General features: G+C 62.6%; 23 protein-coding genes. 14 read left to right on the plus strand and 9 right to left on the minus strand.

All coding sequences use genetic code 11. From position 1 onward, the window contains the following. Positions 1-13 precede the first annotated feature (13 nt). Positions 14-946 (minus strand): 3-keto-5-aminohexanoate cleavage protein, encoded by a 933-nt coding sequence (locus tag B9Z31_RS06330; protein ID WP_100118692.1) that lies wholly within the window; start codon positions 944-946, stop codon positions 14-16. 198 nt (positions 947-1144) lie between these two features. Between B9Z31_RS06330 and B9Z31_RS06335 the strand changes: the two genes are divergently transcribed. The 3 genes from B9Z31_RS06335 to gshB all read left to right on the plus strand — a co-directional run bounded on the left by B9Z31_RS06335 (position 1145) and on the right by gshB (position 4588). Then, positions 1145-2641 carry an AMP nucleosidase gene (locus tag B9Z31_RS06335; protein WP_100118693.1) on the plus strand — a complete coding sequence of 499 codons (1497 nt, stop codon included), beginning with the start codon at positions 1145-1147 and terminating at the stop codon, positions 2639-2641. Between the two features lie 12 nt (positions 2642-2653). Next, entirely contained in the window at positions 2654-3553 is a 900-nt protein-coding gene (locus B9Z31_RS06340) for a diacylglycerol kinase family protein (RefSeq protein WP_100118694.1), read from the plus strand. An 84-nt stretch (positions 3554-3637) separates the two neighbouring features. Next, on the plus strand, positions 3638-4588 hold the full coding sequence (gshB, locus tag B9Z31_RS06345; RefSeq protein WP_100118695.1) for a glutathione synthase: 951 nt from the start codon (positions 3638-3640) through the stop codon (positions 4586-4588). Between the two features lie 103 nt (positions 4589-4691). On the opposite strand, the gene B9Z31_RS06350 is transcribed toward gshB, so the two are convergent. The 6 genes from B9Z31_RS06350 to B9Z31_RS06375 form a co-directional block, all read right to left on the minus strand. Continuing rightward, entirely contained in the window at positions 4692-6191 is a 1500-nt protein-coding gene (locus B9Z31_RS06350; protein ID WP_100118696.1) for a caspase family protein, read from the minus strand. A 387-nt stretch (positions 6192-6578) separates the two neighbouring features. Then, a complete protein-coding gene (locus B9Z31_RS06355) occupies positions 6579-7343 on the minus strand; it encodes a class II glutamine amidotransferase (RefSeq protein ID WP_100118697.1) in 765 nt (254 codons plus the stop codon). 3 nt (positions 7344-7346) lie between these two features. Beyond that, on the minus strand, positions 7347-8882 hold the full coding sequence (locus B9Z31_RS06360) for an MFS transporter (RefSeq protein WP_100118698.1): 1536 nt from the start codon (positions 8880-8882) through the stop codon (positions 7347-7349). Then, complete coding sequence (locus tag B9Z31_RS06365) at positions 8879-9124, minus strand: cysteine-rich CWC family protein (RefSeq protein ID WP_100118699.1); 246 nt, start codon at positions 9122-9124, stop codon at positions 8879-8881. The genes B9Z31_RS06360 and B9Z31_RS06365 overlap by 4 nt, the downstream gene beginning before the upstream one ends. Before the next feature lie 12 nt (positions 9125-9136). Then, positions 9137-9370, minus strand: a complete 234-nt coding sequence (locus B9Z31_RS06370; RefSeq protein WP_100118781.1) for a hypothetical protein — start codon at positions 9368-9370, stop codon at positions 9137-9139. Between the two features lie 97 nt (positions 9371-9467). Further along, positions 9468-11699, minus strand: a complete 2232-nt coding sequence (locus B9Z31_RS06375) for a malate synthase G (protein WP_100118700.1) — start codon at positions 11697-11699, stop codon at positions 9468-9470. A 185-nt stretch (positions 11700-11884) separates the two neighbouring features. Here B9Z31_RS06375 and B9Z31_RS06380 point away from each other — a divergent pair, with 185 nt between their 5' ends. The 11 genes from B9Z31_RS06380 to B9Z31_RS06430 all read left to right on the plus strand — a co-directional run bounded on the left by B9Z31_RS06380 (position 11885) and on the right by B9Z31_RS06430 (position 22883). After that, entirely contained in the window at positions 11885-12820 is a 936-nt protein-coding gene (locus B9Z31_RS06380) for a hydroxymethylglutaryl-CoA lyase (protein ID WP_199174443.1), read from the plus strand. Between the two features lie 165 nt (positions 12821-12985). Next, complete coding sequence (locus B9Z31_RS06385; RefSeq protein ID WP_100118701.1) at positions 12986-13912, plus strand: LysR family transcriptional regulator; 927 nt, start codon at positions 12986-12988, stop codon at positions 13910-13912. Positions 13913-13921: 9 nt separating this feature from the next. Further along, entirely contained in the window at positions 13922-15631 is a 1710-nt protein-coding gene (gene argS, locus B9Z31_RS06390) for an arginine--tRNA ligase (protein ID WP_100118702.1), read from the plus strand. 11 nt (positions 15632-15642) lie between these two features. After that, complete coding sequence (locus B9Z31_RS06395; protein ID WP_100118703.1) at positions 15643-16302, plus strand: SPOR domain-containing protein; 660 nt, start codon at positions 15643-15645, stop codon at positions 16300-16302. A gap of 30 nt (positions 16303-16332) precedes the next feature. Further along, positions 16333-17007, plus strand: a complete 675-nt coding sequence (locus B9Z31_RS06400; RefSeq protein ID WP_100118704.1) for a thiol:disulfide interchange protein DsbA/DsbL — start codon at positions 16333-16335, stop codon at positions 17005-17007. Positions 17008-17153: 146 nt separating this feature from the next. Continuing rightward, entirely contained in the window at positions 17154-17792 is a 639-nt protein-coding gene (lptA, locus tag B9Z31_RS06405) for a lipopolysaccharide transport periplasmic protein LptA (protein ID WP_199174444.1), read from the plus strand. Beyond that, the gene (lptB, locus tag B9Z31_RS06410) at positions 17789-18547 is read left to right on the plus strand and encodes an LPS export ABC transporter ATP-binding protein (protein WP_100118706.1); all 759 of its coding nucleotides are present in this window, start codon (positions 17789-17791) and stop codon (positions 18545-18547) included. Before lptA ends, lptB begins: the two co-directional genes overlap by 4 nt. Before the next feature lie 40 nt (positions 18548-18587). Continuing rightward, positions 18588-20129 (plus strand): RNA polymerase factor sigma-54, encoded by a 1542-nt coding sequence (locus B9Z31_RS06415; protein WP_100118707.1) that lies wholly within the window; start codon positions 18588-18590, stop codon positions 20127-20129. A 10-nt stretch (positions 20130-20139) separates the two neighbouring features. Then, positions 20140-21441, plus strand: coding sequence for a class I SAM-dependent RNA methyltransferase (locus B9Z31_RS06420; protein WP_199174445.1), 1302 nt, complete (start codon positions 20140-20142; stop codon positions 21439-21441). Next, the gene (locus B9Z31_RS06425) at positions 21438-21929 is read left to right on the plus strand and encodes a putative toxin-antitoxin system toxin component, PIN family (RefSeq protein ID WP_369804650.1); all 492 of its coding nucleotides are present in this window, start codon (positions 21438-21440) and stop codon (positions 21927-21929) included. The genes B9Z31_RS06420 and B9Z31_RS06425 overlap by 4 nt, the downstream gene beginning before the upstream one ends. Before the next feature lie 177 nt (positions 21930-22106). Then, the gene (locus tag B9Z31_RS06430) at positions 22107-22883 is read left to right on the plus strand and encodes a YecA family protein (protein WP_100118708.1); all 777 of its coding nucleotides are present in this window, start codon (positions 22107-22109) and stop codon (positions 22881-22883) included. Between the two features lie 57 nt (positions 22884-22940). Here the strand turns inward: B9Z31_RS06430 and B9Z31_RS06435 are convergent, their stop codons facing one another. Together B9Z31_RS06435 and B9Z31_RS06440 are read right to left on the minus strand one after the other, a co-directional pair. Beyond that, positions 22941-23924: an alpha/beta fold hydrolase gene (locus B9Z31_RS06435; RefSeq protein ID WP_100118709.1), complete on the minus strand. Its 984-nt coding sequence runs from the start codon at positions 23922-23924 to the stop codon at positions 22941-22943. After that, positions 23924-24889 (minus strand): tripartite tricarboxylate transporter substrate binding protein, encoded by a 966-nt coding sequence (locus B9Z31_RS06440; RefSeq protein ID WP_100118710.1) that lies wholly within the window; start codon positions 24887-24889, stop codon positions 23924-23926. The genes B9Z31_RS06435 and B9Z31_RS06440 overlap by 1 nt, the downstream gene beginning before the upstream one ends. Positions 24890-24970 lie beyond the last annotated feature (81 nt).

Consider the following 24970-nt stretch of genomic DNA (forward strand, 5'->3'; position numbering starts at 1 on the left):
AACCTACCGCGTCTTAGAAGTTCACCCGATCCCCACCCTTGAGCGCCAGCATGCTGCGGGCCTCGTCGGGGGTGGCGATCTCGAGGTTGAGGGCTTCGAGCACGGTGCGGATGCGGCGCACTTGCTGTGCGCTCGACTGGGCCAGCTGGCCCGGGCCAATCCACAAGGAGTCTTCCAGTCCCACCCGCACGTTCGAGCCCATGGCGGCACCGATGCTGGCCAGTGCAATCTGGCCTTTGCCAGCGCCCAAAATCGACCACTGGTAATCGTTGCCAAACAGGCGGTCGGCCGTGCGGCGCATGTGCATCAGGTCTTCGGGGTGCGGGCCGATGCCGCCCAAAATGCCAAACACCGACTGCACAAACAAAGGCCCCTGCACCAAGCCCCGATCGCGGAAGTGGGCCAGGTTGTAGAGGTGGCTGATGTCGTAGCACTCGAACTCGAAGCGGGTGCCATTGTCAGCACCCAAGCGCAAAATGGTTTCGATGTCTTTGTAGGTGTTCTTGAACACCAGGTCGCGGCTCTTTTCCAAGTGCTCACGCTCCCATTCATGCTCAAAATTTTTGAAGCGCTCCAGCATGGGGAACAAACCAAAATTCATCGAGCCCATGTTGAGCGAGGCCACCTCGGGTTGGAAGGTCAAGGCCGGCTGCATGCGCTCATGCACCGTCATGTGCGGGCTGCCACCGGTGGTCAGGTTGATCACGGCGTTGGTGTGGGCTTTGATCTTTTGCAAAAACGGCACAAAAAACGCCGGGTCTTGGGTGGGGCGACCGTCTGCCGGGTCGCGGGCGTGCAAATGCAAAATCGCCGCGCCCGCCTCGGCGGCGGCAATCGCCGCATCGGCAATCTCGTCGGCGCTCACGGGCAAATGCGGCGACATGCTGGGCGTGTGGATGGCCCCCGTGGGGGCACAGGTGATGATGACTTTTCGGGCTTTGCTCACGAGATGACTCCTGACGGTGAACCCAAGGAAACGCGCCTTGAATGCCTGAGAGCATGCCCGAGCCGCCGCCAACCTGCGGTCACCCAGGCAACATGGGGGCCTGCCAGATTTGCGCCTTGCCACACCCGCGTCATCGACCCCCACCCAAATCGCCAGTGGCTGAGCCACTAAACTCAACAAACCTTTTCAGGACACCCCATGCAGCACCTGCCGCCCTTCATCGCCCCTTCCGAGCACCACGATGCCGACAGCGCCCTGGCGCAAATTCAGCACATCTACCAGCACAGCGTGAACCACCTGCGCCAGGCCATGCGCGAGTTTGTGGCGGGTGCAGACATGACGGACACCCGTGTGCGCGGGTTTTACCCCTTTGTGCGGGTGCAGGTCAGCAGCGCCAGCCGCAAAAGCGCGGGGCTGGACAGCCGCTTGAGCTACGGCTTTGTGGCCGAACCCGGTCGGTTTGAAACCACCCTCACGCGGCCCGATCTTTTCGCCTTCTACATCCGCGCGCAGTTGGCGCTGCTGCTGCAAAACCACGGCGTGAGCCTGCAGGTGGGCACCAGCAACCAACCTATTCCCATCCACTTCTCATGGGCCGAAGACGAGCACATGGAAGGCAGCTTGAGTCCCGAACGACAAGCGCTGATGCGCGACATCTTCGATCTGCCCGACCTGACCGCCATGGACGACGGCATTGCCAACGGCACGCACGCGCCTGCAGCCACCGAAGCGCGACCACTGTCGCTGTTCACGGCGCCCCGCATTGACTACTCGCTGCAACGCCTGCGCCACTACACCGGCACCTCGCCACGTTGGTTTCAGAACTATGTGCTGTTCACCAATTACCAGTTCTACATCGACGAATTCATCGCGCTGGGCCGCGCCGAGATGCAAAACCCGCACAGCGAGTACATCGCCTTTGTCGAACCCGGCAACATGGTCACGCGCCGTGTGGGCCTGGCGCCCGAGGACGTGGACGCCCTGGGCCAAACCCCGCCGCGACTGCCGCAAATGCCCGGCTACCACCTGGTGCGCAAAGGCCACAGCGGCATCACCATGGTCAACATCGGTGTGGGCCCGGCCAATGCCAAAACCATCACCGACCACATCGCCGTGCTGCGCCCACATGCTTGGCTGATGCTGGGCCACTGCGCAGGGCTTCGCACCACGCAGCTGCTGGGCGACTACGTGCTGGCCCACGCCTATGTGCGCGAAGACCATGTGCTGGACGAGGAACTCCCGCTGTGGGTGCCGATTCCGGCTTTGGCCGAGATTCAAGTGGCCCTGGAACAAGCCGTCGCCGAAGTCACCGGGTGCGAAGGTCCAGAACTCAAACGGATCATGCGCACCGGCACCGTGGCCAGCACCGACAACCGCAACTGGGAGCTGCTGCCGGACAACACGCCGCAGCGCCGATTCAGCCAAAGTCGCGCCGTCGCGCTGGACATGGAAAGCGCCACGATTGCGGCCAACGGTTTTCGTTTTCGGGTGCCCTATGGCACGCTGCTGTGCGTGAGCGACAAGCCCTTGCACGGCGAAATCAAACTCCCCGGCATGGCCAACCATTTCTACCGCGAACGCGTCCATCAGCACCTCCAAATCGGCATCCGGGCCGTGACCTTGTTGCGCGATGCCGGCCCCGAGCAACTGCACAGCCGCAAGCTGCGCAGCTTTGCCGAAGTCGCTTTCCAGTAAACCCAAGCCGCCATGGCTTTGGTCCTGCTCAACCCCCATGCGCAAGGCGGCCGTGCTGCACGGCGCCTACCGGCCCTGCGCGCATGGCTGGCCGCGCATGCGCCGGAGGCACAACTGGCGGCGCCCGAAGCCCTGCACGACAGTGTGGCGCTGCTGCAGACGCTGCCCGAAGGCAGTCGCGTGGTGGTGGTGGGCGGTGACGGCACACTCAACCGCTGGCTGCCCGAGCTGTTGGCGCGGCGACTCAGCGTGGGCCTGGTGCCCATGGGCAGTGGCAACGACAGTGCCCGGGCATGGGGGGTGGATGGCCTGCCTTGGCCGCAAGCCTTGACCCTGGCCTTGCAAGGCCCCGCGCAAGCCATCGACACCGGTCTGGCCCACTGGCGTGATCTGCAAGGCCAAACGCACGACACCCCTTTTCTGTCCAGCCTGACGGCTGGTTTTGACTCCGCTGTGGGGCTGCGCGCCCTGAACGGCCCGAGCTGGCTGCGCGGCTTGCCCCGCTACCTGTGGGCCACGCTGCACGAGCTGATCCACCTGCGCCATTGGGAGCTGACCCTGCACAGCGATGGGCAGTTGAGACACCAGGGCACCAGCCTCTTTGCCTCCAGCCTGAACACCCCGACCTTTGGCTCAGGCATGCCCGCTGTGCCCCACGCGCAATTGGCCGATGGCCAGCTGGATGCGTTGCTGGCGGGCACCTTTGGCCGACTGAGCGCCTTGTGCATGCTGCCCCGGCTGTTGATCGGCCGTCATCTGGGGCACCCGCGCATCGGCTGTTGGCCCTACCGTCAGCTGGACATCGCCTGCGCGCAGGGTGTTCCTTTGGCGGCCGATGGAGAATACCTGGGTGAAGCCCAGCATGTGCGCATCCACTGCCAAGCGGCCAGCTTGCACGTGGTGCGGCGGTGATCTCGGCCGCCTTCGCACCTGGTCCACACCCGTTTTGGCGTTCTGTGTCACAGTTCGCCCATTGACTTTGAAATCTGACCGCTCATGAAAATACTGTTCATTGCCGACCCACTCGAATCTTTCAAAATTTACAAAGACACCACCTTCGCCATGATGCGCGAGGGGCAAAAACGCGGTCACCAGATCGTCGCCTGCCAGATGACCGATGTGCGCTGGCAGCAAGGCGAGGCCGTGTCGGCCCAAGTTCGCCACATCACGCTCACCGGGCAGCCCGGCACCTGGTTCACCGAAACCTCAACGGGCCGTGCCAACCTCCATGACTTTGATGCGGTCATCATGCGCACCGACCCGCCTTTTGACAGCGAATACTTCTACGCCACCCACTTGCTGACGCAAGCCGAGCGGGAAGGCGCCAAGGTCTTCAACAGCCCAGCGGCCTTGCGCAACCACCCTGAAAAACTCGCCATTCTGGAGTTCCCACAATTCATCGCGCCCACCTTGGTCACCCGCAGCGAAGCGGACATCCGCGAATTCCACGCCAAGCACGGCGACATCATTCTGAAGCCGCTGGACGGCATGGGGGGCATGGGTATTTTCAAAGTCGGCGCCGACGGCCTGAACCTGGGCGCCATCATCGAAACCCTGAACCAGGGCGGCGCCCAAACGGTGATGGTGCAAAAGTTTTTGCCTGGCATTGCGCAAGGCGACAAACGCGTGCTCTTGATAGGCGGCAAGCCTGTGCCGTTTTGTCTGGCGCGCATTCCGCAAGGCGGTGAAGTGCGCGGCAACCTGGCCGCAGGTGGCAAGGGCGTGGCCCAACCCATTTCGGCGCGTGACCGCGAAATCGCCGAGGCCCTCGGGCCCATCTTATTCGCACGCGGCCTGATGCTGGTGGGCTTGGACATCATTGGCGAGAGCCTGACCGAAATCAACGTGACCAGCCCCACCTGCTTTCAGGAAATCACCGACCAGATGGGCTGCGACGTGGCGGCGCTGTTCATGGATGCGGTGGAAGCTGCGCTTTCAGAACACTGAAAAAGGTTCTTTCCACGGCCTTTCCCCAGTGGGGTTCTTCAAACGCTTGAGCGTCAAAGGGGCTGAACCCAAGACGACTTTTCCGTGACGCACCCAGCCAAGCTCATCGCTTGAAATAGAAATCCCCCACCGCTTGGTCATACAGGGCTGGGGTTTGCTCATGCCCAATGGACTTGGCCAAGCGCACGACCTCGGTGCGAACATTGCGCAAAACACGATCGACAGACACGCCTGGCTTGGCCATTTCTTTGATGAAAATGCGGGTAAACAAGCCGTTTTTCTCTTTGTCGTTGTCACCCAAGCGGTCAAGGGCCTGTTGGCCTGAGCCCGCCGAAAACATGACCATCTGACCCGTTGCCGCCGTGGTGGGCGCAAGGCCACGGCCGCCAATCGCACGGCCTTTGCTGGACTTGAATGGGTTGTCTCGGCAGGCGTCGATCACCGCCAAGGCGAACTTGGTCTTCTTCTCTTCCAGATCGTCCAAGACCTTTTGCAACAAAATGGATTCGTCTTTGACTTGCTCTTCTTGTTCACCTTGAACATCGATGGGCAACAAATAGTTGGCGCTTCCCAGTTGCACGGCATGACCGGCGTAGAAGAACAGCACCTCGTCACCACCCGCCAAATTTTGTCGGAAATCACGCACGGCTTGCTTGAATTTCTTTTCGTCCACATTCAAGTGTTTGAACACCTTGTAGCCCACCGCCTCCAGCGACTTGGCCATGGCTTCGGCATCGGCCACAGCGTTTTGGAGCGGGGACACCTTCGCATAACGGTCGTTGCCAATCACCAAGGCTTTACGGGCGGCATACGTGACGGGCTCATTAGAAGCCACAGGTTCAGGCGTGGCAGCAGCCACAGGAGCAGCCGTCACCGACGCCTGTTCTCTGGCCTTGCCTGCAGCGGCGCTGGCTGACAGTGCCACGGCCGCAGGGGCCGCAGGGGCCGATGGGCGCGAGGTGCCAGGCGTGCGGCGCGCTTCTTCATCTTTGCGCAATTGCGCTTCGCGGCGCTCCAACTCGCGGGCTCTGAGGCTCAACTCCATCTCGCGCGTGGCGGCTTGTTGAATCAGCAGATCCTGCTTGGCTTTTTCTGCAGCAGCCAAAGCCAAGCGCTCACGTTCGGCCACTTCTTTCTCACGTGCAGCGGCTTGTTGGGTGGCCGCTTCAGCGGCAAGTTGTGCTGCGCGTGTTTCTGCGGCCAGTTTTTCCGCCGCAGGATCGATCACTTTCACGCTCACTTGTTTCGTCAAAACATTGCAAGCCAAGGCGGAATTCAAACCCCGGGACATGAAGCGCCCTTCGAGTTTGATGTTGTAGTTGCCCGGATTCAGGTAAGCGTGGTTGATCGTTGCCGGGGAGGTTTTGTGTTGGTCATGGCCCAGGCGAATGCTTTGCTGAGTGCCATTTCCCCAATCAATCACCACACCACAAAGCGACGTGTCTTCGGTTGTGAAACTGATTTGCAGTGAAGCGTTGGTATTGACCGGGACGTTCGGCTCAGCCAACACCAAGCCATTGATGTCTTTCGCTTGCACCATACAGGCAGCCATGGCGGCGATGCTCGCCACCCCATACGAACGTGCATTTTTAATCAGCTTCATTTAGCGGGTACTCAATTGATGTTGTGGGTGCGAACGCCGTTCAATACAGCGTGATGGGTGTCCATCACAGCCCCAAATTGGCTCCCAAATCTCTTGGCGATTCCGGTCTGCTTTTCGCTGTGGGCCCACTTGCTCTGGGACAGCCCGAGCAAAAGCACACCACTTTTGTTGTTTTTTACAATTTGGTTTTTAAATTGTAATAGAAACAACAAAATATCACAGAGAAGGGCATGGCCATCACCGCACACGCCACCGCCTTTTGTCTTTGTGCCCTTGTGAGCGCGAAAGCCCCTACATCAGGTTCACTTTGTGACCGATTGGGGGGTCGCCTCACCGCTGGCCAGGCGTTTCAGATTCAGGCATGGGGCATCCGAGCGTTTGACGGACTCAATCCCTCAGCTCCCCACCCTCAAAGGTGTACAAGCGCCCCGGCTCAAACGCCACCCAGGCCTCGTCGGTGGTCAAGGGCGCCGTCACCACCACTGCCACGCGATCGGTCTCGCGGGTGTGCTCGGCAAAGTTCACGCTCAGATCATCATCACTCAAGGTCGCTCGGTTGAAGGGGTGCCTGCGCAGCACGTAGTGCAGGTTCGTGCTGGCTTGCGCCCACAAGGCCTGACCGTTGGAGAGCAAAAAATTGAAGGTGCCGTGCTGGGCAATTTGCGGCACCAACTCGCGCAAGGTGCAAGCGAGTTCTGCCACGCTGGGCACGCTGGCGTGCGACTTGGCCAGCTCTTGCATGAGCCAGCAAAACGCCCGCTCGCTGTCGGTTTGCCCCACCGGCTTGAAACTGCCGTGCAGGCGCGGTGCGTAGTCCGCCAAATTCCCGTTGTGCGCAAACACCCAGTAGCGCCCCCACAGTTCGCGCACAAAGGGGTGGCAGTTTTCCAGACTCACCTCGCCCTGCGTGGCTTTGCGGATGTGGGCGATGACGTTGCGGCTTTTGATCGGATAGCGCCGAATCAATTCCGCCACAGGCGAACTGCTGGCACTTTGGTGGTCCACAAAATGGCGCACGCCCTGGCCTTCAAAAAAGGCGATGCCCCAACCGTCGCTGTGGTGGTCGGTGATGCCGCCCCGCTGCGCAAAGCCGCTGAAGCTGAAGGTCACATCGGTGGGGGTGTTGCAGTTCATGCCGAGCAGTTGGCACATGGTTCAGTCTTTCTTGTCCATCGTTGGGGCTTCACCCATTTTCCATGCAGCCAACAGGGCCAAGGCGGTCATGCTCGCCAAAAACACAAAGGTCTCGTTGAAGGCCCGCAAATCGGCGCTGCCCGGTCCGGTGGCGGACAAGGCATACACCGCCAGTCGCCACTCCAGCACGATGGCGCAAATGCTCACGCCGGCCGCCCCGCCCAACATGCGCACAAAACCAATCACGCTCGACGCCTGCGGGATCAGGTCTTTGGGCAAGCCCCGCATCGCGCCCAGATTGAGCGAAGGCAAGATGAAACCCAGGCCAATGCGCCCCAAGATCACCAAGACCCAGAGCAGCGCCAAGCCCGCCGCCGGGCGGACCCAAGGCATGAGCGCGAACGACAGCGCCAGCAAAGCCAGGCCCCAACTCACCCAATGGGCGGGCGGCATGCGGTGCGACCAACGCCCCACCGCCGCAATGGTCACGGCCAGCAAAATGCCCGCCGGCAACAGGGCCGCGCCAATGTAGGACGGCGACAGACCCAGGCCCATCTGCATGTAGACCGGCAGCAAATAGGTCGAACCAAACAGCGCAATGCCGTAGGTGAAAGACACCAGCGCCCCCATGGCGAAATGGCGGTGGCCAAACACCTGCAGGTTCATGAGCGGGCCACGCGGCACCGGGCGGACTTGCCGAACCGCTGGGCCATTTCGGTGCAAAGCTGCGCGGCGCTTGCGCCCACGGGGCTGCAACAAATGCCGCTGCCAGGCCACAAACAACGCCATGCCCACGCCCGCCAGCGCCAGCAAGGCCACGGCCAGCGTGTGGTCGTCGCCGCGCAGCTGCACCAAGCCATTGAGCAGCATCAGGGTCGAGGCGCTGGCCAGCGCCAGCCCGACCCAGTCCAGGCCGGGGCTGCCCGCATCGGCCTGCACACCCCCCGGGGCCGAGGTGGGGACATAGCGGCGCGACAACCACAGCGCCACCATGGCCAGCGGCACCACCATGAAAAAGATCGAACGCCAGCCGAACACATCGACCAGCACGCCGCCAATGCTGGGGCCAATGGCCGGAGCCAGCACCACACCCATGCCAAAAAAGCCGCTGGCGCGGCCCTGCTCGTGCGAGGCAAAGGCCCGCAAGATGATGATGGCCGGTATGGGCTGCACCACCCCCGCGGCCAGACCTTCGGCCACACGTGCCGCCAAAACCCAAGGGAAGTCGTTGGCCAGGCCCCCCACCACACCGCCGCCCAGCAGCAGCCACATGCACACCTCGTACACCCGTCGGTAACCGTAGCGTGACAGCAGCCAAGGCGTGGTGAGCATGGACACCGTCATGGCCACCATGAAGCCCGAGGTCACCCACTGCACGCGGCTTTGGCCGAGCGTGAAGTGCGCACTCATGTCGGGGATGGCCACGTTCATGATGGTGGACGACATCACCGCCGCCATGGAGCCCAGCATGACCGACAGCAGCAGCAACCAGCGATGCCGCTCGCCATAACGCACTTGCAGTGCCTGCAGGCTGTGGGGGCCTTGGGCCAGGCTCATGCCCCTTGGCCTTGGCGTTGGCCTTGAGGTGGCGGCGCGGACGCCGCCACACAGGCCGCGCAAATGCAGGCCTTGTTGCGGGCCGCTTCGGGCACTCGCTTCAACACATCGGCGCTGAACTGAACCCGCGTGCACCAACACGGCCCGTTGGGTGCAGCCCCCAATTGGGGTGCGGCCATGGCGCAAGCGTTGGGCTGCCCGCACAAGGGGCAGCGGCAAGGGTCTAAGGCAGTTGGCGTCATGGCGTTCACCGCTCAGTCCTTGGCTTGGCGGCGACGCTGCGCCTCACGCCACAAGCGGATGAACAAGACCACCAGAGGGGTGGTGTGCAAGAAAAAATCAAAGACATCGATGGGCTTGCCCAAGGTGCCGTCCAAGAGCATGCGCCACTTCTCGACCAAATGCGGCTCGGGCACAAACGGGGCGCCGGCCAAATAAACGGCAATGCCCGCCAGCCACAACATCGGTATCCGGTCAATCCAGCGCATCGCGCCCTCCTCAAAAACACCATTTTCATCCAGCACAGCAAAACGGCTCCCGAAGGAGCCGTTTTCAAGCATCGGACCGTCTGCGGCCACTGCGTTTTCAGGCCGCCTTGACCTTCAAACGCCAGGCGTGCAGCAAGGGCTCGGTGTAGCCGCTGGGCTGCGCCTTGCCTTTGAAGACCAGGTCACAAGCCGCTTTGTAAGCCGCCGACTTGGCGAAGTTGCCCGCCATGGGCTGGTAAGCCGCGTCGCCCGCGTTTTGCGCGTCCACCACAGCGGCCATGCGCTCCATGGTTTGCTTGACTTGCTTTTCGGTCACCACGCCGTGCTGCATCCAGTTGGCCATGTGCTGGCTGCTGATGCGCAAGGTGGCGCGGTCTTCCATCAGGCCCACACCGTTGATGTCGGGCACTTTGGAGCAGCCCACGCCTTGGTCAACCCAGCGCACCACATAACCCAAGATGCCTTGGGCGTTGTTGTCGAGTTCTTTTTGCTTGTCCTCAGCCGACCAGTTGGCCGCGTCTTTGGCCACCACCGGGAACTGCAGCAAAGCGTTGAGGGTGTTTTCGCGCAGCACTTTGGCGTCTTGCTTGGCCACGGCTTTTTCCATCTGCTTTTGCAGTGCAGGCACGTCCACCTGGTGGTAGTGCATGGCGTGCAGCGTGGCGGCTGTGGGGCTGGGCACCCAAGCGGTGTTGGCACCGGCCAGGGGGTGGCCAATTTTGGCCTTGAGCATGTCGGCCATCAGGTCGGGCATGGCCCACATGCCTTTGCCGATCTGGGCGCGGCCACGCAGGCCACAGGCCAGGCCCACATTGACGTTGTTCTTCTCGTAAGCGCCCAACCAGGTGCTGTTCTTGATGTCGCCCTTGCGCATGACGGGGCCGGCCAGCATGCAGGTGTGCATTTCGTCGCCTGTGCGGTCCAAAAAGCCGGTGTTGATGAAGGCCACGCGGCTCTTGGCGGCGGCGATGCAGGCTTTCAAGTTGGCGCTGGTGCGGCGCTCTTCGTCCATGATGCCCAGCTTCACGGTGGAAGGCTTCATGCCGATGACTTTTTCCACACGGCCAAACAGCTCGTCAGCAAAGGCCACTTCGGCCGGGCCGTGCATTTTGGGCTTGACGATGTAGACGCTGCCGGTGCGGCTGTTGCGCAGGGGGTGCGAGGCTTTTTTCTGCAAGTCCACCAAGGCGCAGGTCACGGTGACCATGGCGTCCAAGATGCCCTCAGGGATCTCTTTCATGCTCCCGTCGGCGGCTTTGTAGAGGATGGCGGGGTTGGTCATCAGGTGACCCACATTGCGCACAAACATGAGCGAGCGGCCGTGCAGCTTGACGGTGCCCTTTCCTGCGGGCTTGGTGTATTCGCGGTCACCGTTCATGGTGCGGGTGAAAGTCTTGCCGCCCTTTTGCACCTCTTCGCTCAGCGTGCCTTGCAAGATGCCCAGCCAGTTGGCATAGGCCAGCACTTTGTCGTCCGCGTCCACAGCGGCGACCGAGTCTTCCAAATCGAGGATGGTGGACAAAGCGCTCTCGGCAATCAGGTCCGACACGCCAGCCGGGTCGGTTTTGCCGATGGGGGTGTTTTTGTTGATTTGCAGGTCCAGGTGGATGCCGTTGTGCACGAACAGCACGGAGGCGGGGGCTGATGCGGAGCCCGTGTAGCCCACGAACTGCTTGGCGTGGGCCAGCGTGGTGCTCTTGCCATTGGCCAGGGTCACGACCAGCTTGCCTGCTTTGACGGCGTAGCCCTTGCTGCCCACATGCGAGCCGGTCTTGAGCGGGGTTGTGCGGTCGAGCACATGGCGGCAGTAGTCGATGACTTTGGCGCCGCGTTGGGGGTTGTAGCCCGAGCCTTTTTCACAGCCATCGGCTTCGCTGATCGCGTCGGTGCCGTACAGCGCGTCATACAAGCTGCCCCAACGGGCGTTGGCGGCGTTGAGGGCGTAGCGTGCGTTCAAAATCGGCACCACCAGCTGGGGGCCGGCCAGCTTGGCCAACTCGGCGTCCACATTGGCGGTGATGGCTTGGGCGTTCTTGGGCTCGGGCACCAAGTAGCCGATTTGGCTCAGGTGTTTGCGGTAAGCCTTCATGGCCTTGCCCTCTGACACCGGGCCGGGGTTGGCGGTGTGCCATGCGTCCATGGCGGTTTGGATGCGGTCACGCTCGGCCAACAAGGCGATGTTTTTCGGGGCCAAGTCGGCCACGATGTCGTTGAAGCCTTTCCAGAACTTGTCTTTGTCCACGCCTGTGGCGGGCAGCATCTGGTCGTTGATGAAGCTCAGCAGCGGGTTGGCCACTTGCAGGTTGTGAATCGCGGTGCGTGCAGTCATGGAAACCTCGAAAGGATGTTGAAAAAATCAGGGGGATACCGTCAGGGCATGGCGGTCAGAAGGCAAAGCCCACGACACCACGGCGCGTTGAAGGACTTTATTCTAAGTTTGGATGCAGATAAACACGCTCGAAAGCCATAAACCCATGACTTTTGCGCACAAATCCACTGCGGTCTAATGGGGTCATGACACGCATTCATGCCCCTGAGGTCCTGATCAGCGAAGTGGGCCCGCGCGATGGCCTGCAATCGGTCAAAGCCACCATGCCCACTGCCGACAAGCTGCGCTGGATCGATGCACTCGCGGCGGCGGGCCTGCGCGAAATTGAAGTCGCCTCCTTTGTGCCCGCTCAGCTGCTGCCGCAAATGGCCGATGCCGCGGCGGTGGTGCAGCATGCGCTGCGCCACACCGGCGTGCGCACCATGGCCCTGGTCCCCAACCTGCGTGGCGCGCAAGCCGCGCTGCAAGCGGGGGCGCAAAAGCTCACCTTGCCGGTGTCGGTCAGCCCGGCGCACTCCATGGCCAATGTGCGCAAAGCACCCGAAGCCATGGTCGAAGAGGTCAAGGCGGTCTTGCGCCTGCGCAAGGACACAGCGCCCGGCGTGCCCGTCGAAGTCGGCCTGTCCACCGCTTTCGGGTGCACGCTGCAAGGGGCCGTGCCCGAAGACGATGTGCTGCGCCTGGCCCACCGCTTGGCCGAGGCGGGTGTGGACGAAATCGGCCTGTCCGACACCACCGGCATGGCCAACCCGGCGCAGGTCAGCCGTCTCTTCAAACGCATGTTTCAGGAAATCGGCCCCCTCACGGGCTCGGCCCACCTGCACAACACCCGGGGCCTGGGCCTGGCCAATGCGCTGGCCGCTTACGAGGCGGGCGTGCGCACCTTTGACAGCTCTTTGGGCGGTTTGGGCGGCTGCCCGCACGCCCCAGGTGCTTCGGGCAATGTGGTGACCGAAGACCTGGTGTTCATGCTGGAGGCCATGGGCGTGTCCACCGGCATTGACCTGGACAAACTCATGGCCGCACGCGCGCCCCTGAAAGCCGGTCTGCCCGGCGAGCCGCTCTACGGCATGACGCCCGAAGCGGGCTTGCCCAAGGGCTGGGCTGGCCGCCTGCGTTGACACGGGTGCAGGTCGCCTTTGTGGCCGATGTCGGCGGCTGCGGTCCACCCGCGTTCGCGCACAGGGGGGTGCTCCCCCAAAAAACCGGCAAAACACGCATTCACGCGCACCAATCCCGCATCGCAACAGCGGCATTGCAACCTTGAACCCGCATAATCGGGTCGCATGGACAAGCTCAAAGCCTTCGAAACCTTTGTTTCGGTTGCCACCAAAGGCAGCCTGACCGCTGCAGCCCGGGCCGAGGGCGTGGCCCCAGCCATCATCGGGCGCAGGCTCGATGCGCTGGAAGAAAACCTGGGCGTGAAGCTGCTGGTGCGCACCACACGGCGCATCACCCTGACGCACGAAGGCAGCGCTTTTCTGGAAGATTGCCAGCGCTTGCTGTCCGATGTGGCCAATGCCGAAGCCAGCGTCTCGGCCGGTGGCGTCAAAGCCAGTGGGCATTTGCGCATCACCGCGCCGGCCGGGTTTGGCCGGCGCCATGTGGCCCCACTGGTGCCGCGCTTTCGCGAACTGCACCCCGATGTGTCGATTTCGCTGAACCTGAGCGACCGGGTGGTGGACCTGGCCGCCGAGGGTTTTGACTGCGCCGTGCGCGTGGGCGACCTGCCCGACAGCTCCCTGGTCAGTGTGCGCATGGCCGATAACCGCCGCCTGTGCGTGGCCACGCCCGCCTATCTGGCCCGGCGCGGCACCCCGACCCAGCCGTCCGACTTGCTGCAGCACGACTGCCTGACTTTGTCGAGCGACGCCTCACAAACGCGCGGTTGGGCCTTTCGCAACCCGGCAGAAGATGGCCAAGGCGTGGTCCACTTGCGCCCAGGGGGACCACTCGACTGCTCGGACGGACAGGTGTTGCACGACTGGTGCCTGGCCGGTTATGGCATCGCTTGGCGCAGCACCTGGGAGGTGGAGGGCGAAATCCGATCAGGCCAGTTGGTGGCGGTGCTGGAGGACTTTGCGGCCCCGCCCAACGGCATATTCGTGGTCTTCCCTCAGCGCAAGCATTTGCCGCTGCGCGTGCGGCTCTGGATTGACCACCTGAAACACCATTACGCGCAACCCGGTTACTGGCAAACCGCAGCCCCGTAAAATCCCCCCATGCTTTCTGCCAAACACCAATTGCTCACGGCCCTGGCCGCTGAACTCGACAAACTTCAACCCGGTGCGGGCGCACGCGCGGCCTTCGAATCGCCCAAAGTGGCAGCCCATGGCGACTTGGCCTGCACGGCGGCCATGCAACTGGCCAAAGCCCTCAAGCAAAACCCCCGGCAATTGGGTGAAGCCCTGCGCGAAGCACTGCTGGCCACCCCGGCTTTTGAGCGCTGGGTCGACGCCATTGAGCTGGCAGGGCCGGGCTTCATCAACATCCGCCTGAAAGACGCGGCCAAGCAGGCCGTGGTGCACGAAGTGCTGCAAGCGGCCGAGTGCTTTGGCGATCAGCCCGCCAAGGCCGACAAAGTGCTGGTCGAGTTTGTGTCGGCCAACCCCACCGGCCCCCTGCATGTCGGCCACGGCCGCCAAGCCGCATTGGGCGACGCGATTTGCAATTTGCTGGCCACGCAAGGCCAACAGGTCTACCGCGAGTTCTATTACAACGATGCGGGCGTGCAAATTGGCACCTTGGCCAAGAGCACACACATGCGGGCGCAAGGCATCCAGCCCGGCGATGCGACTTGGCCCACCGACCCCGACAACCCCGAGAGCAAAGCGTTCTACAACGGCGACTACATCCAGGACATCGCCAACGACTTTCTGGCAGGCAAAACCGTGCAGTCCGACGACCGCAGCTGCACGGCCAGCGGCGATGTGAACGACGTGGACGGCATGCGCGAGTTCGCCGTGGCCTATTTGCGCCGTGAACAAGACCTGGACTTGAAGGCCTTTGACGTTCGCTTTGACAACTACTACCTCGAGTCCAGCCTGTACACCAGCGGCAGGGTCGATGCGGCCGTGCAAAAGCTCAAGGACGCGGGCAAGACCTACGAACAAGACGGTGCGCTGTGGCTCAAATCCACCGACTACGGCGACGACAAAGACCGCGTCATGCGCAAGGGCGACGGCACCTACACCTACTTTGTGCCTGACGTGGCCTACCACATCGCCAAGTGGGAACGCGGCTTCACCCGTGTGGTCAACATCCAGGGCACCGACCACCACGGCACGATTGCCCGCGTGCGCGCGGGCCTGCAGGCCGCAGGCGTGGGCATCCCCGAGGGCTACCCCGACTACGTGCTGCACACCATGGTGCGCGTGATGCGCGGCGGCGAGGAGGTCAAGATCTCCAAGCGGGCGGGCAGTTATGTCACCTTGCGCGACCTGATCGAGTGGACCAGCAAGGACGCGGTGCGCTTTTTCTTGCTCTCACGCAAGCCCGACACCGAATACATCTTCGACATCGATCTGGCCCTGGCCCAGAACAACGACAACCCGGTGTATTACGTTCAATATGCCCATGCCCGCATCTGCTCGGTGCTGGCGGCATGGAAGGAAAAAGACGGGGGTGATGTGACCCAGCTGGCCCAAGTCGACCTGTCGCCACTGCAAAGCCCGCAAGCCCACGCGCTCATGCTGGCCCTGGCCAAGTACCCCGAGATGCTGACGTCTGCCGCCACCGACTTCGCGCCACACGACGTGACGTTTTACCTGCGCGACCTGGCCTCGCTGTACCACAGCTACTACGACGCCGAGCGCATTTTGGTGGACGACCAAGCGCTCAAGCAAGCCCGCCTGGCCTTGGTGGCAGCGACCGCACAGGTGCTGCGCAATGGCCTCCAAGTGCTGGGCGTGTCAGCCCCGCAAAAAATGTAAAGGGACGGGACATGCCACTCCACAGCCAACGCGGCGGTACTTTTCTGGGTTTCATCATCGGTTTGGTGCTGGGCCTGGGCGTGGCCTTGGCCGTGGCCGTTTATGTGACCAAGGTGCCCACACCGTTTTCCAACAAAAACCAGCCCCGCACCACCGACCAAGACGTGCAGGAAACGCAAAAGAACAAAGATTGGAACCCCAACAGCGTGTTCCAAGCCAAGCCTCCCGCAGAGGCGCCAACCACGCCCGCCGCCACCTCGCCAGCCAGCAAAGAGGCAGGTGCCGACAAAACCAACCCAGGTGATGCCGGCAAAACGGCTTCGGACACGCCCAAGCCCGAAGCCCGTCCAGCCGTCACCGCAGACCCGCTGGGTGACTTGGCCAAGTCCAAGTCGGGCCTGTCCACACCCGCTGCCGCGGGCAATGCGGCGGACCCGTTTGACTACGTGATCCAAGTGGGGGCCTACCGGACCCTGGCGGACGCCGACGCCCAGAAAGCCAAGCTCGCCTTGATGGGCTTGGACGCCAAGGTTTCTGAACGGGACCAAGCTGGCCGCACCGTCTATCGCGTACGCTTGGGACCTTTTTCGGACAAAACCGCCGCAGAACGCATCCGCACCCGCCTGGAAGGCAGTGGCCTCGAAAACACCTTGGTGCGCGTTCAACGCTGAACCCGTGACCCTTCTTTTTGGAGTACCGACATGAAACGCCGTTTGTTTGCCACCTTGGCCGTGACCGCCAGCACTTGGTTGAGCGCCCCTTTGGCCTGGGCCCAGGCTGCGCTTTTCCGCTCCGGCAAGGACTACCTGACCTTGGATCGCCCCGTGGCCACCGAGTCTGGCACCGGAAAAATCGAGCTGATCGAGTTCTTTTGGTACAGCTGCCCCCATTGCAATATGTTTGAGCCCAGCTTTGCCCAGTGGGTCAAAAATGCGCCCAAAGATGTGATGGTCCGCCGCATTCCGGTGTCTTTCCGCGATGACTTTGCCCCACAGCAGCGCTTGTTTTTCACCATCGAGGCCATGAACCTGATGGAAACGCTGCACCCCAAGGTGTTCGCCGCCATCCATGTGGAAAAGCTGATGCTCAACACCGACGCCAGCGTGCTGGCGTGGGCTGAAAAACAAGGCGTGGACAAGGCCAAGTTCAACGAGGTGTACAAGTCCTTTGGCGTGGCCAGCAAACTCAAGCGTGCCGTGCAACTGCAAAACGACTTCAAGGTGGAAGGCGTGCCCTCGCTGGGTGTGGCGGGCCGTTACTACATCGATGGCACCTTGGCGGGCAGCATGGAGCGGGCCCTGAAAGTGGCCGAATCCCTGATCGCTCAGTCGCGCGCCGCCCCCGTCCCGGCCTCAGCGCCCAAAAAACAAAGCTGATTGGCTTTTTCACGCGGACACCCGCGCAGCCCCAGCCCGTCCAAGCGCCTGTTTGGCCGGGCTTTTTTTATGGCCTCACCGCCGGCGCAGAGGCCGATCCGACCGCGCTTGCCCCTACAATCCCAACAAATTCTTCAGCAAGATTCATGCCCTCAATCACCATACGCCACGCCATCGGCCTTTTTGCCTTAGGGATGAGTGTTCTTGGCATGCCTGCTTGGGCCGAAAAAGCCGACCGCGACAAGCCCTTGCTGATCGAAGCAGACGCCATGCGTCACGACGAAAAAAACCTGCTGACCCACTTCACGGGCAAGGTGGTGGCCTTCAAAGGCACCATGGTCTTGCGCGGTGCTCGGATGGAAGTGCAACAAGACAAAAATGGCCAGCAAATCGCGCAAATTTGGGCTGAGCCCAATGAACGCGTGTTCTTTCGGCAAAAGCGCGAAGGCGTGGACGAATTCACCGAAGGTGAAAGCGAAATGGTGACGTACGACAGCCAAGCCGACGTGGTGACCTTGGTGCAGCGGGCCGAATTGCGCATCTTGCGCGGCACGGTTTTGGCCGACCAGATCACAGGACAAAAAATTGTGTTCAACAACACCACCGAAGTGATGACGGTGGACCGCCCTGCGCCAGGCACGAAACCCACAGACCCGCGTGACCAACGTGTGCGGGCCGTGCTGACCCCCCGCAAAACCACCCCGGTCACGGCACCACCAGCGCCCCACTCGGCGCTGCCGGCCTTGCGGGTCAACCCCAGCGCAACCGAAGGCAAAAAGCCATGAGTGCACCCGTCATCAACAGCAGCTTGGTGGCGCACCACCTGAAGAAAGCCTATGGCAGCCGCAAGGTGGTGCACGATGTGTCGGTGCAAGTTGAAAAAGGCGCGGTGGTGGGTCTGCTGGGCCCCAATGGCGCAGGCAAAACCACTTCCTTTTACATGATTGTCGGCCTGGTGCGCGGCGATGGCGGACAAATCCTGATCGACGGTGCAGACGTCACGCGCATGCCCATCCACAAGCGATCGCGCATGGGCTTGTCCTACTTGCCCCAAGAGGCGTCGATTTTTCGCAAGCTCACGGTGGCGCAAAACGTGCGTGCCATTTTGGAGCTGCAAACCGATGCGCAAGGCCAAGCCTTGTCGTCCGAAGCGATCGAAAAACGCCTGAGCGATTTGTTGGCCGATCTGCGCGTGGAGCACCTGCGCGACTCGCCTGCCGTGGCGCTATCGGGGGGCGAGCGCCGCCGGGTCGAGATTGCCCGCGCCTTGGCCACGGACCCGCGTTTCATTTTGCTGGACGAGCCTTTTGCGGGCATTGACCCGATCGCCGTGATCGAGATCCAACGCATCATCGCCTTCCTCAAGCAACGCGGCATCGGCGTGCTCATCACCGACCACAACGTGCGCGAAACGCTGGGCATTTGCGACCACGCCTACATCATCAGTGAGGGACGTGTGCTGGCCGAGGGCACACCCGAAGACATTGTGGCCAACCCCGAGGTACGCAGGGTGTACTTGGGCGAACACTTCCGAATGTGATGCACCGCCTAATGTTCGCTTACCCCAAGAAAGCACAGCCATGAAACCCGGTCTGTCGCTTCGCATGTCCCAGCACCTGGCGCTCACGCCCCAGTTGCAACAATCGATCCGCCTGCTGCAACTGTCCACGCTGGAGTTGTCACAAGAGGTCGACCAGATGCTGGACGACAACCCTTTCTTGGAGCGCAGCGAAGAAGAAGCCCCCATGGAGGCCTTTGGCCTGGACCAAACCGACACCCGTGTGAGCCTGGGCGACCGCGTCAGTGAAAGCGCCAGCACGGCCAGCAGCAGCGATGACGGCCCCAGCGAAACCCGCGACGAAGCCGTCACCGACGTGGCCGAAAGCTGGGACGGCGACGGCAGCGTGGACATGCGCCCCGACGACAGTGAATGGGGCGGCGACGCTGGGCCACGGCAAAACAACGGCGAAGAAACCGCCGACGCCATCGACCTGGCCCGCAGCAGCGGGTCCCTGACCGACTTTTTGCACCGCCAAGCGCTGTCGCTGCGCCTGTCCGAGGTGGACAGCGCCGCACTGCGCTTTCTGATCGAGTCGCTCAACGACGACGGCTACCTGACCGAGCCCCTGTCCGAGTTGGCGGCAGCTCTTGCGGGCAGCGACGACTACGAGCAACTGGACGAGCTGGTGCACCGCTTCACCGTGGCGCTGGGCTTGCTGCAATCGCTCGAGCCTGTGGGTGTGGGCGCTCGCGATTTGGCCGAATGCCTGCGCATCCAAATCAAGGCCTGGCTCCAAGACGATCCGCAAGATGAAGTGGCCCTAGCTGCGCTGGCCATTTGCAAGCAACCCCTGGACATGCTGGCCAAACGCGACTTCAAGCGCCTGGCCGTGTCGTGCGGCCTGGAAGAAGCCGTCGTCAAAGCCGCCATCCCCTTCATCGCCCGACTCGAACCCAAGCCCGGCCGACCCTTTGTGCAGGCCGAGCAAAACATCATCATCCCCGATGTGTTGGTGGTGAACACCAGCAAGACCGCCACGCCCAAATTCCGCATCCAGCTCAACCCGGATGTGATGCCCAAACTGCGCGTGCACGACATCTATGCCAACGCCCTGCGCGGCAGCAAAGGCTCGTCGCACGCGGGTTTGCAGCAGCGCTTGCAAGAAGCGCGCTGGTTCATCAAGAACATCCAGCAGCGCTTTGACACCATCTTGCGCGTGTCCACCGCCATCGTGGAGCGCCAGAAAAACTTCTTGATGCACGGCGAGCTGGCCATGCGCCCGCTGGTGCTGCGCGAGATCGCGGACGAGCTGGGCATGCACGAGTCGACCATCAGCCGTGTGACCACGGCCAAATACATGTCCACGCCGCAAGGCACGTTTGAGCTGAAGTATTTCTTTGGCTCGGGCCTGGGCACCGACAGCGGCAGCGCCGCGTCCAGCACCGCCGTGCGGGCGCTCATCAAGCAGTTTGTCGCCGCCGAGAAACCCGCCAAACCCCTGTCGGACAACCAGATTTCCGAGATGCTGAAAGAGCAAGGCATCGACTGCGCACGCCGCACCGTGGCCAAGTACCGCGAAGCCCTGAAGATCGCGCCTGCGAACCTGCGCAAAACCCTTTGAGAGTATTTGAGTGAATTCATTGAACCTGTTCATGCCTTGCGCCGCTGGCGTTGAGGGCTTCTTGGCCGACGAGGTCCACGCCATCACGGGCCTGACCGGCCACGACCTGATGACTGGGCGTGGCGGCGTGATGGCCCGCGCCTCTTGGCGCGACGCCCTGCGCATCAACCTGCACAGCCGCCTGACCCAGCGCGTGCTGGTGCAGCTGTCGGTCACCGACTACCGCAACGAAAACGACCTGTACAACGCCGCCAGCGAGGTGGCCTGGGAAATCTGGTTCACCCCCAAGCAAACCTTCAAGATCGACATCACCGCGCAACACAGCCCGCTGACCAGCCTGAACTTTGCAGCGCTCAAAATCAAAGACGCGGTGGCCGACCGTTTCCGCCACAAGCGCGGCGAGCGCCCCAGCGTCGACACCACCTGGCCCGATGTGCGCATCTACGCGCACCTGACGCCCGAAACAGCCACGCTCTACATCGACACCTCGGGCGAGCCGCTGTTCAAACGCGGCTGGCGCACCGACAAGGGCGACGCGCCGCTGAAAGAAACCTTGGCCGCCGCCATGATCGCGGCCAGTGGCTGGGATGCCGCCGTGCCCCTGTACGACCCTTGCTGCGGCAGCGGCACCCTCCCGATCGAGGCGGCACAAATCGCTTGCGGCATCGCCCCCGGTTTGCAACGCCGCTTTGGTTTCGAGAAATTGCTGCCCTTCCAGAACCACGTTTGGCAAGGCCTGATCGAAGAAGCCCGCGACCTCGAACACGAACCCACCGCGCCGATCTTTGGCAGCGATGTGGCCTTCCGCATGGTCGACTTTGCCGAGCGCAACGCCGAACGCGCAGGCGTCTCGGGCGTGATCGAATTGCGGGGCGGCGACGCCCTGCAACGCATGCCGCCCAGCGAGACGCCCGGCGTCATGCTGCTCAACCCGCCTTATGGCGAGCGCATCGCCGCAGCCGGTGTGGCCGGGCGTGGGCGCGAGAACTTCCAGCCGGGTGCGCTGGCACATTCCCGCGCCGCAGACCCCAGCCACCACCGCGAAACCGCCCAAACCGATGATGGCGGCGACTTCTTTGCCCAACTGGCCAGCCACTGGAAGAAAAACTACAGCGGCTGGAGCGCCTGGATGCTCACGCCCGACCTGAAGCTGCCCAGCAAAATGCGCCTGAAAGAATCGCGCCGCGTGCCCATGTGGAACGGCCCCATCGAATGCCGCCTGTTCCGCTTTGACATGGTCAAAGGCAGCTTGAAGCGCACACCCAGCGAAGGCCCCGGCAGCCCCGATACATCGGCAACGTCTGCGACATGAGTTTGGCGCGGGGCCCTGTGCTGAACCTTGAGGTGGACACCCTCCTGTGTGAAGGTCCGGTCGCAGACGGGGCTCAAGCCCCGACACGCCGCGTGCTGGACACCAACATCGTGCTCGACCTGTGGGTGTTTGACGAACCCCAAGCCCAAGCGCTGCGCAACAGCGTGCAGAGCGGCCGCACGCAGTGGCTGGCCACCGCCGCCATGCGCGAAGAACTGGCCCGTGTGCTGGCTTACCCACAAATCGCCAAACGCCTGACGCACCGCCAACTGCCCGCCAGCGCGGTGCTGGACCACTTTGACCGCTGGGCCCAACTGCAGCCCGACGCGCCCAAAGCCCCTTACGCCTGCAAAGACGCCGACGACCAAAAATTCATCGACCTGGCCGTGCAGCACACCGCCGCCCTGCACAGCAAAGACGCGCAGGTGCTGTGCATGAAAAAACGCTTGGCGCGCTGCGGCGTGGTGCTGAACCCGACCGTCTCCTGACAACGGGCCCATCGGCTGTTCAGTGGGAGGCCGCCCCTGCGGCCGAATGCCCTGTGTGGCCACGGCAGACATTCGCGAGCAGGGGCTCGCTCCCACGGGGCAGCCGAGCACTGCGTGGGCTGAGGCACAGCGGCGCAACGCCCCTTCTACAATCCTCGGATTCAACAGGAACACCGCATGAACACCACCGCTGGCTTGGAAGCCGAAGACTTTGACACCCTGGACAACATCCTGGACGACCTGCGCGAGCGTTTTGAAGAAACGCCGCAGTGGGAGTTTTGCGAGGGCTTCATGGCCGCGCTCGTGTGCTGCCGCCGCGCCATTCCCGACAGCGAGTGGCTGCCCATGCTGCTGGGCATTGACCCGGACGAAGCCGAGGGCGGCAGCTTTGCCGACGACGCCCAGCGCCAGCAGTTCATGGCTTTGTGGCAGCGCCGCTTTGACGAAATCAAGCTCGCACTCGACACGCCTGTGCAAGCGCTGGACGACGACCAGGCTTATGCGCCCGAAGTGATGGATGTGCGCGGCGCGATCGCGTCATTGCCCCCTGAAGAGCGTGAAGAGATTGAAGACAGCGAGATCCCGTCGTTTGCGCAGGTGTGGGCACTGGGCTTCATGTTCGCGGTGGAAAACTGGCCCGACGAATGGGCCACCCCGAAAGACAAAGACGCGGCCAAGTGGCACGACCTGTCGCTTGAAGCGGTCGTTGCCTTGAGCGAAGACGACACCGATGTGCCCACCTTGTCGGCCCTGTCAGAAGACGGCCCCCCCAGCGTGAGCGAAAACCGCCTGAACGCCTACGGCGAAGCGCTGTGGGCGGTGTACGACCTGCGCGAGATCTGGCGCAACATCGGGCCCCGCGTGGCCCAGGTGATCAAGGAAGCCACGCCCGGCCGCAACGATGTTTGCAGCTGCGGCAGCGGTAAAAAATACAAAAAGTGCTGCGGGGCTTGAGCGCCTGGCCGTTCACCCCTGTGCGCTGGTCGCGACGGGGGCGTCGCGCCTGAAACATCAAACCATCCACTGCGCCAGCGCGTCGCTGGTGGCTTCGGGCAGTTCTTCTGGGATGAAGTGACCAGAGGCCAAGACCTGGCCTGCCACTTGGCCAGCGCACTGCGCTTGCCACAACGCAACCGGTTTGAACATGCGGTTGACCACGCCCCGACTGCCCCACAGAACCAGCGTGTCGCACGCGATTTTGTCGCCGCGCTCTCGGCCCTCCAAGTCGTGCTGCAGGTCAATGCCCGCGCTGGCACGGTAGTCCTCGGCCGCGCTGTGGATGGCGGCGGACCAGCCTTGGTCGTTGAGTGCGGGGTTGCAAAAGGCGCGTTCGTATTCGGCCAAGGCTTCAGGCTCGATGTAGCCCATGCCTTGGCTGCCCCAGCCGCCCAGCTTGGCGTGCAGATAGGCCTTGGGGTTGCCGCCGATCATGAACTCGGGCAAGGGCGCAGGCTGCGCCAGGTGGAACCAGTGGTAGTAGGCCTTTGCAAACGCAAAGTACGGGTCGGCCACCGGGCCGGAGACCTCAGGGGTTTGACCCGGCAATGGGCCCCAAAAACCGCTGTACATGTCAAACGTAGGCGCGATGTCGATGACGCACAACTTCTTGACGCGTTGGGCATGGTCCAGCGCCAAACGGTGCGCCACGCGGCCACCCCGGTCGTGACCGCACAGAAAGAAATCGCCCACGCCCAGCGCGTCGAGCAAGTCCACCACTTCTTGCGCCATGGCGCGTTTGCTGTAGTGCGCGTGCTCGGCGTCGCCCACGGCGTGCGACGAGTCGCCGTAGCCCCGCAGGTCGGGCATCACCAGGCGGTAACGGCCGCGCAGGTTTTGCGCAACGCGGTGCCACATGACATGGGTTTGCGGAAAGCCGTGGAGCAGCACCAGCACAGGCAGGTGCGCTTGCGCCGCCCAATCGGCCGATTGCCGAAAGCACACGGGCAAGCCCGCCACCGTGCGCGTATGCCGTTCGAAGCCTTCAAACCAGGCCATCAGTCGACCTTGGCGCCCGAGGCTTTGACGACCTCGGCCCACTTCTTGTGCTCGGCGTCAATCAGCGCGGCAAACTGTGCCGGCGTGTTGCCGCTGGGGATGGCCCCCAAGGTGGCCAGGCGCTCTTTCATGGCAGGAGAGGCCAATGACTTGGCGACTTCTTGCTGGATGCGGCTGACCACATCGGCAGGCGTACCTGCCGGAGCCAGCAAACCGAACCAGCTGCTGGCTTCAAAGCCTTTGAGGCCAGCCGCTTCTTCCACGGTAGGCAAGTCGGGCAAAGCGGCCGAGCGTTGGGCGCTGGTCACGGCCAAGGCCTTGAGTTTGCCCGCCTTGATGAGCTGCATGGCCGAGGGCAGGTTGTCGAACATCACGTCCATGCTGCCGCCCGCCAAATCGAGCAAGGCCGGGCCGGAGCCGCGGTATGGGATGTGCGCCATGAAGGTGCCAGTTTGCGACTTGAACAACTCGCCCGCCAAGTGGATGGAGGTGCCGTTGCCGCTCGACGCCATGTTCAGTTTGCCAGGGTTGGCTTTGGCGTATTTGATGAAATCGTTGACGCTGTTGATTTTGTTGGCGGCGGCTTTTTCGGCGTTGACCACCATCACGTTGGGCACACCCGCCACGAGGGTGATGGGGGCAAAGTCTTTGAAGGGGTCGTAGGGCAGCTTGGCGTACAGGGCGCGGTTGATGCCGTGCGTGCCCACGGTGCCCATGAGCAGGGTGTAGCCGTCGCCTGCCGATTTGGCCACTTGTTCGGCCCCCAGGTTGCCGCCTGCGCCGCCCTTGTTTTCGATCACGAACTGCTGGCCAAAGGCTTTGGCCAAATCAGGGGCGATGGCACGGGCCAGGATGTCGGTGGTGCCACCGGGTGCAAAAGGCACCACGATCTTGACCGGTTTGTTGGGCCAGGCGGTTTGCGCCCAGGCCAAAGACGTGGTCGACAACAGAACTGCGGCCGCCATGCCCAGAACCGGGCGGCGAGTGAAATGGCGTGACAGCTGAACCATGCGTATCTCCTTGTTTTGATGCATTGGATGATGATG

Source organism: Limnohabitans sp. G3-2 (genome assembly GCF_002778275.1).
Taxonomy (GTDB): domain Bacteria; phylum Pseudomonadota; class Gammaproteobacteria; order Burkholderiales; family Burkholderiaceae_C; genus Limnohabitans_A.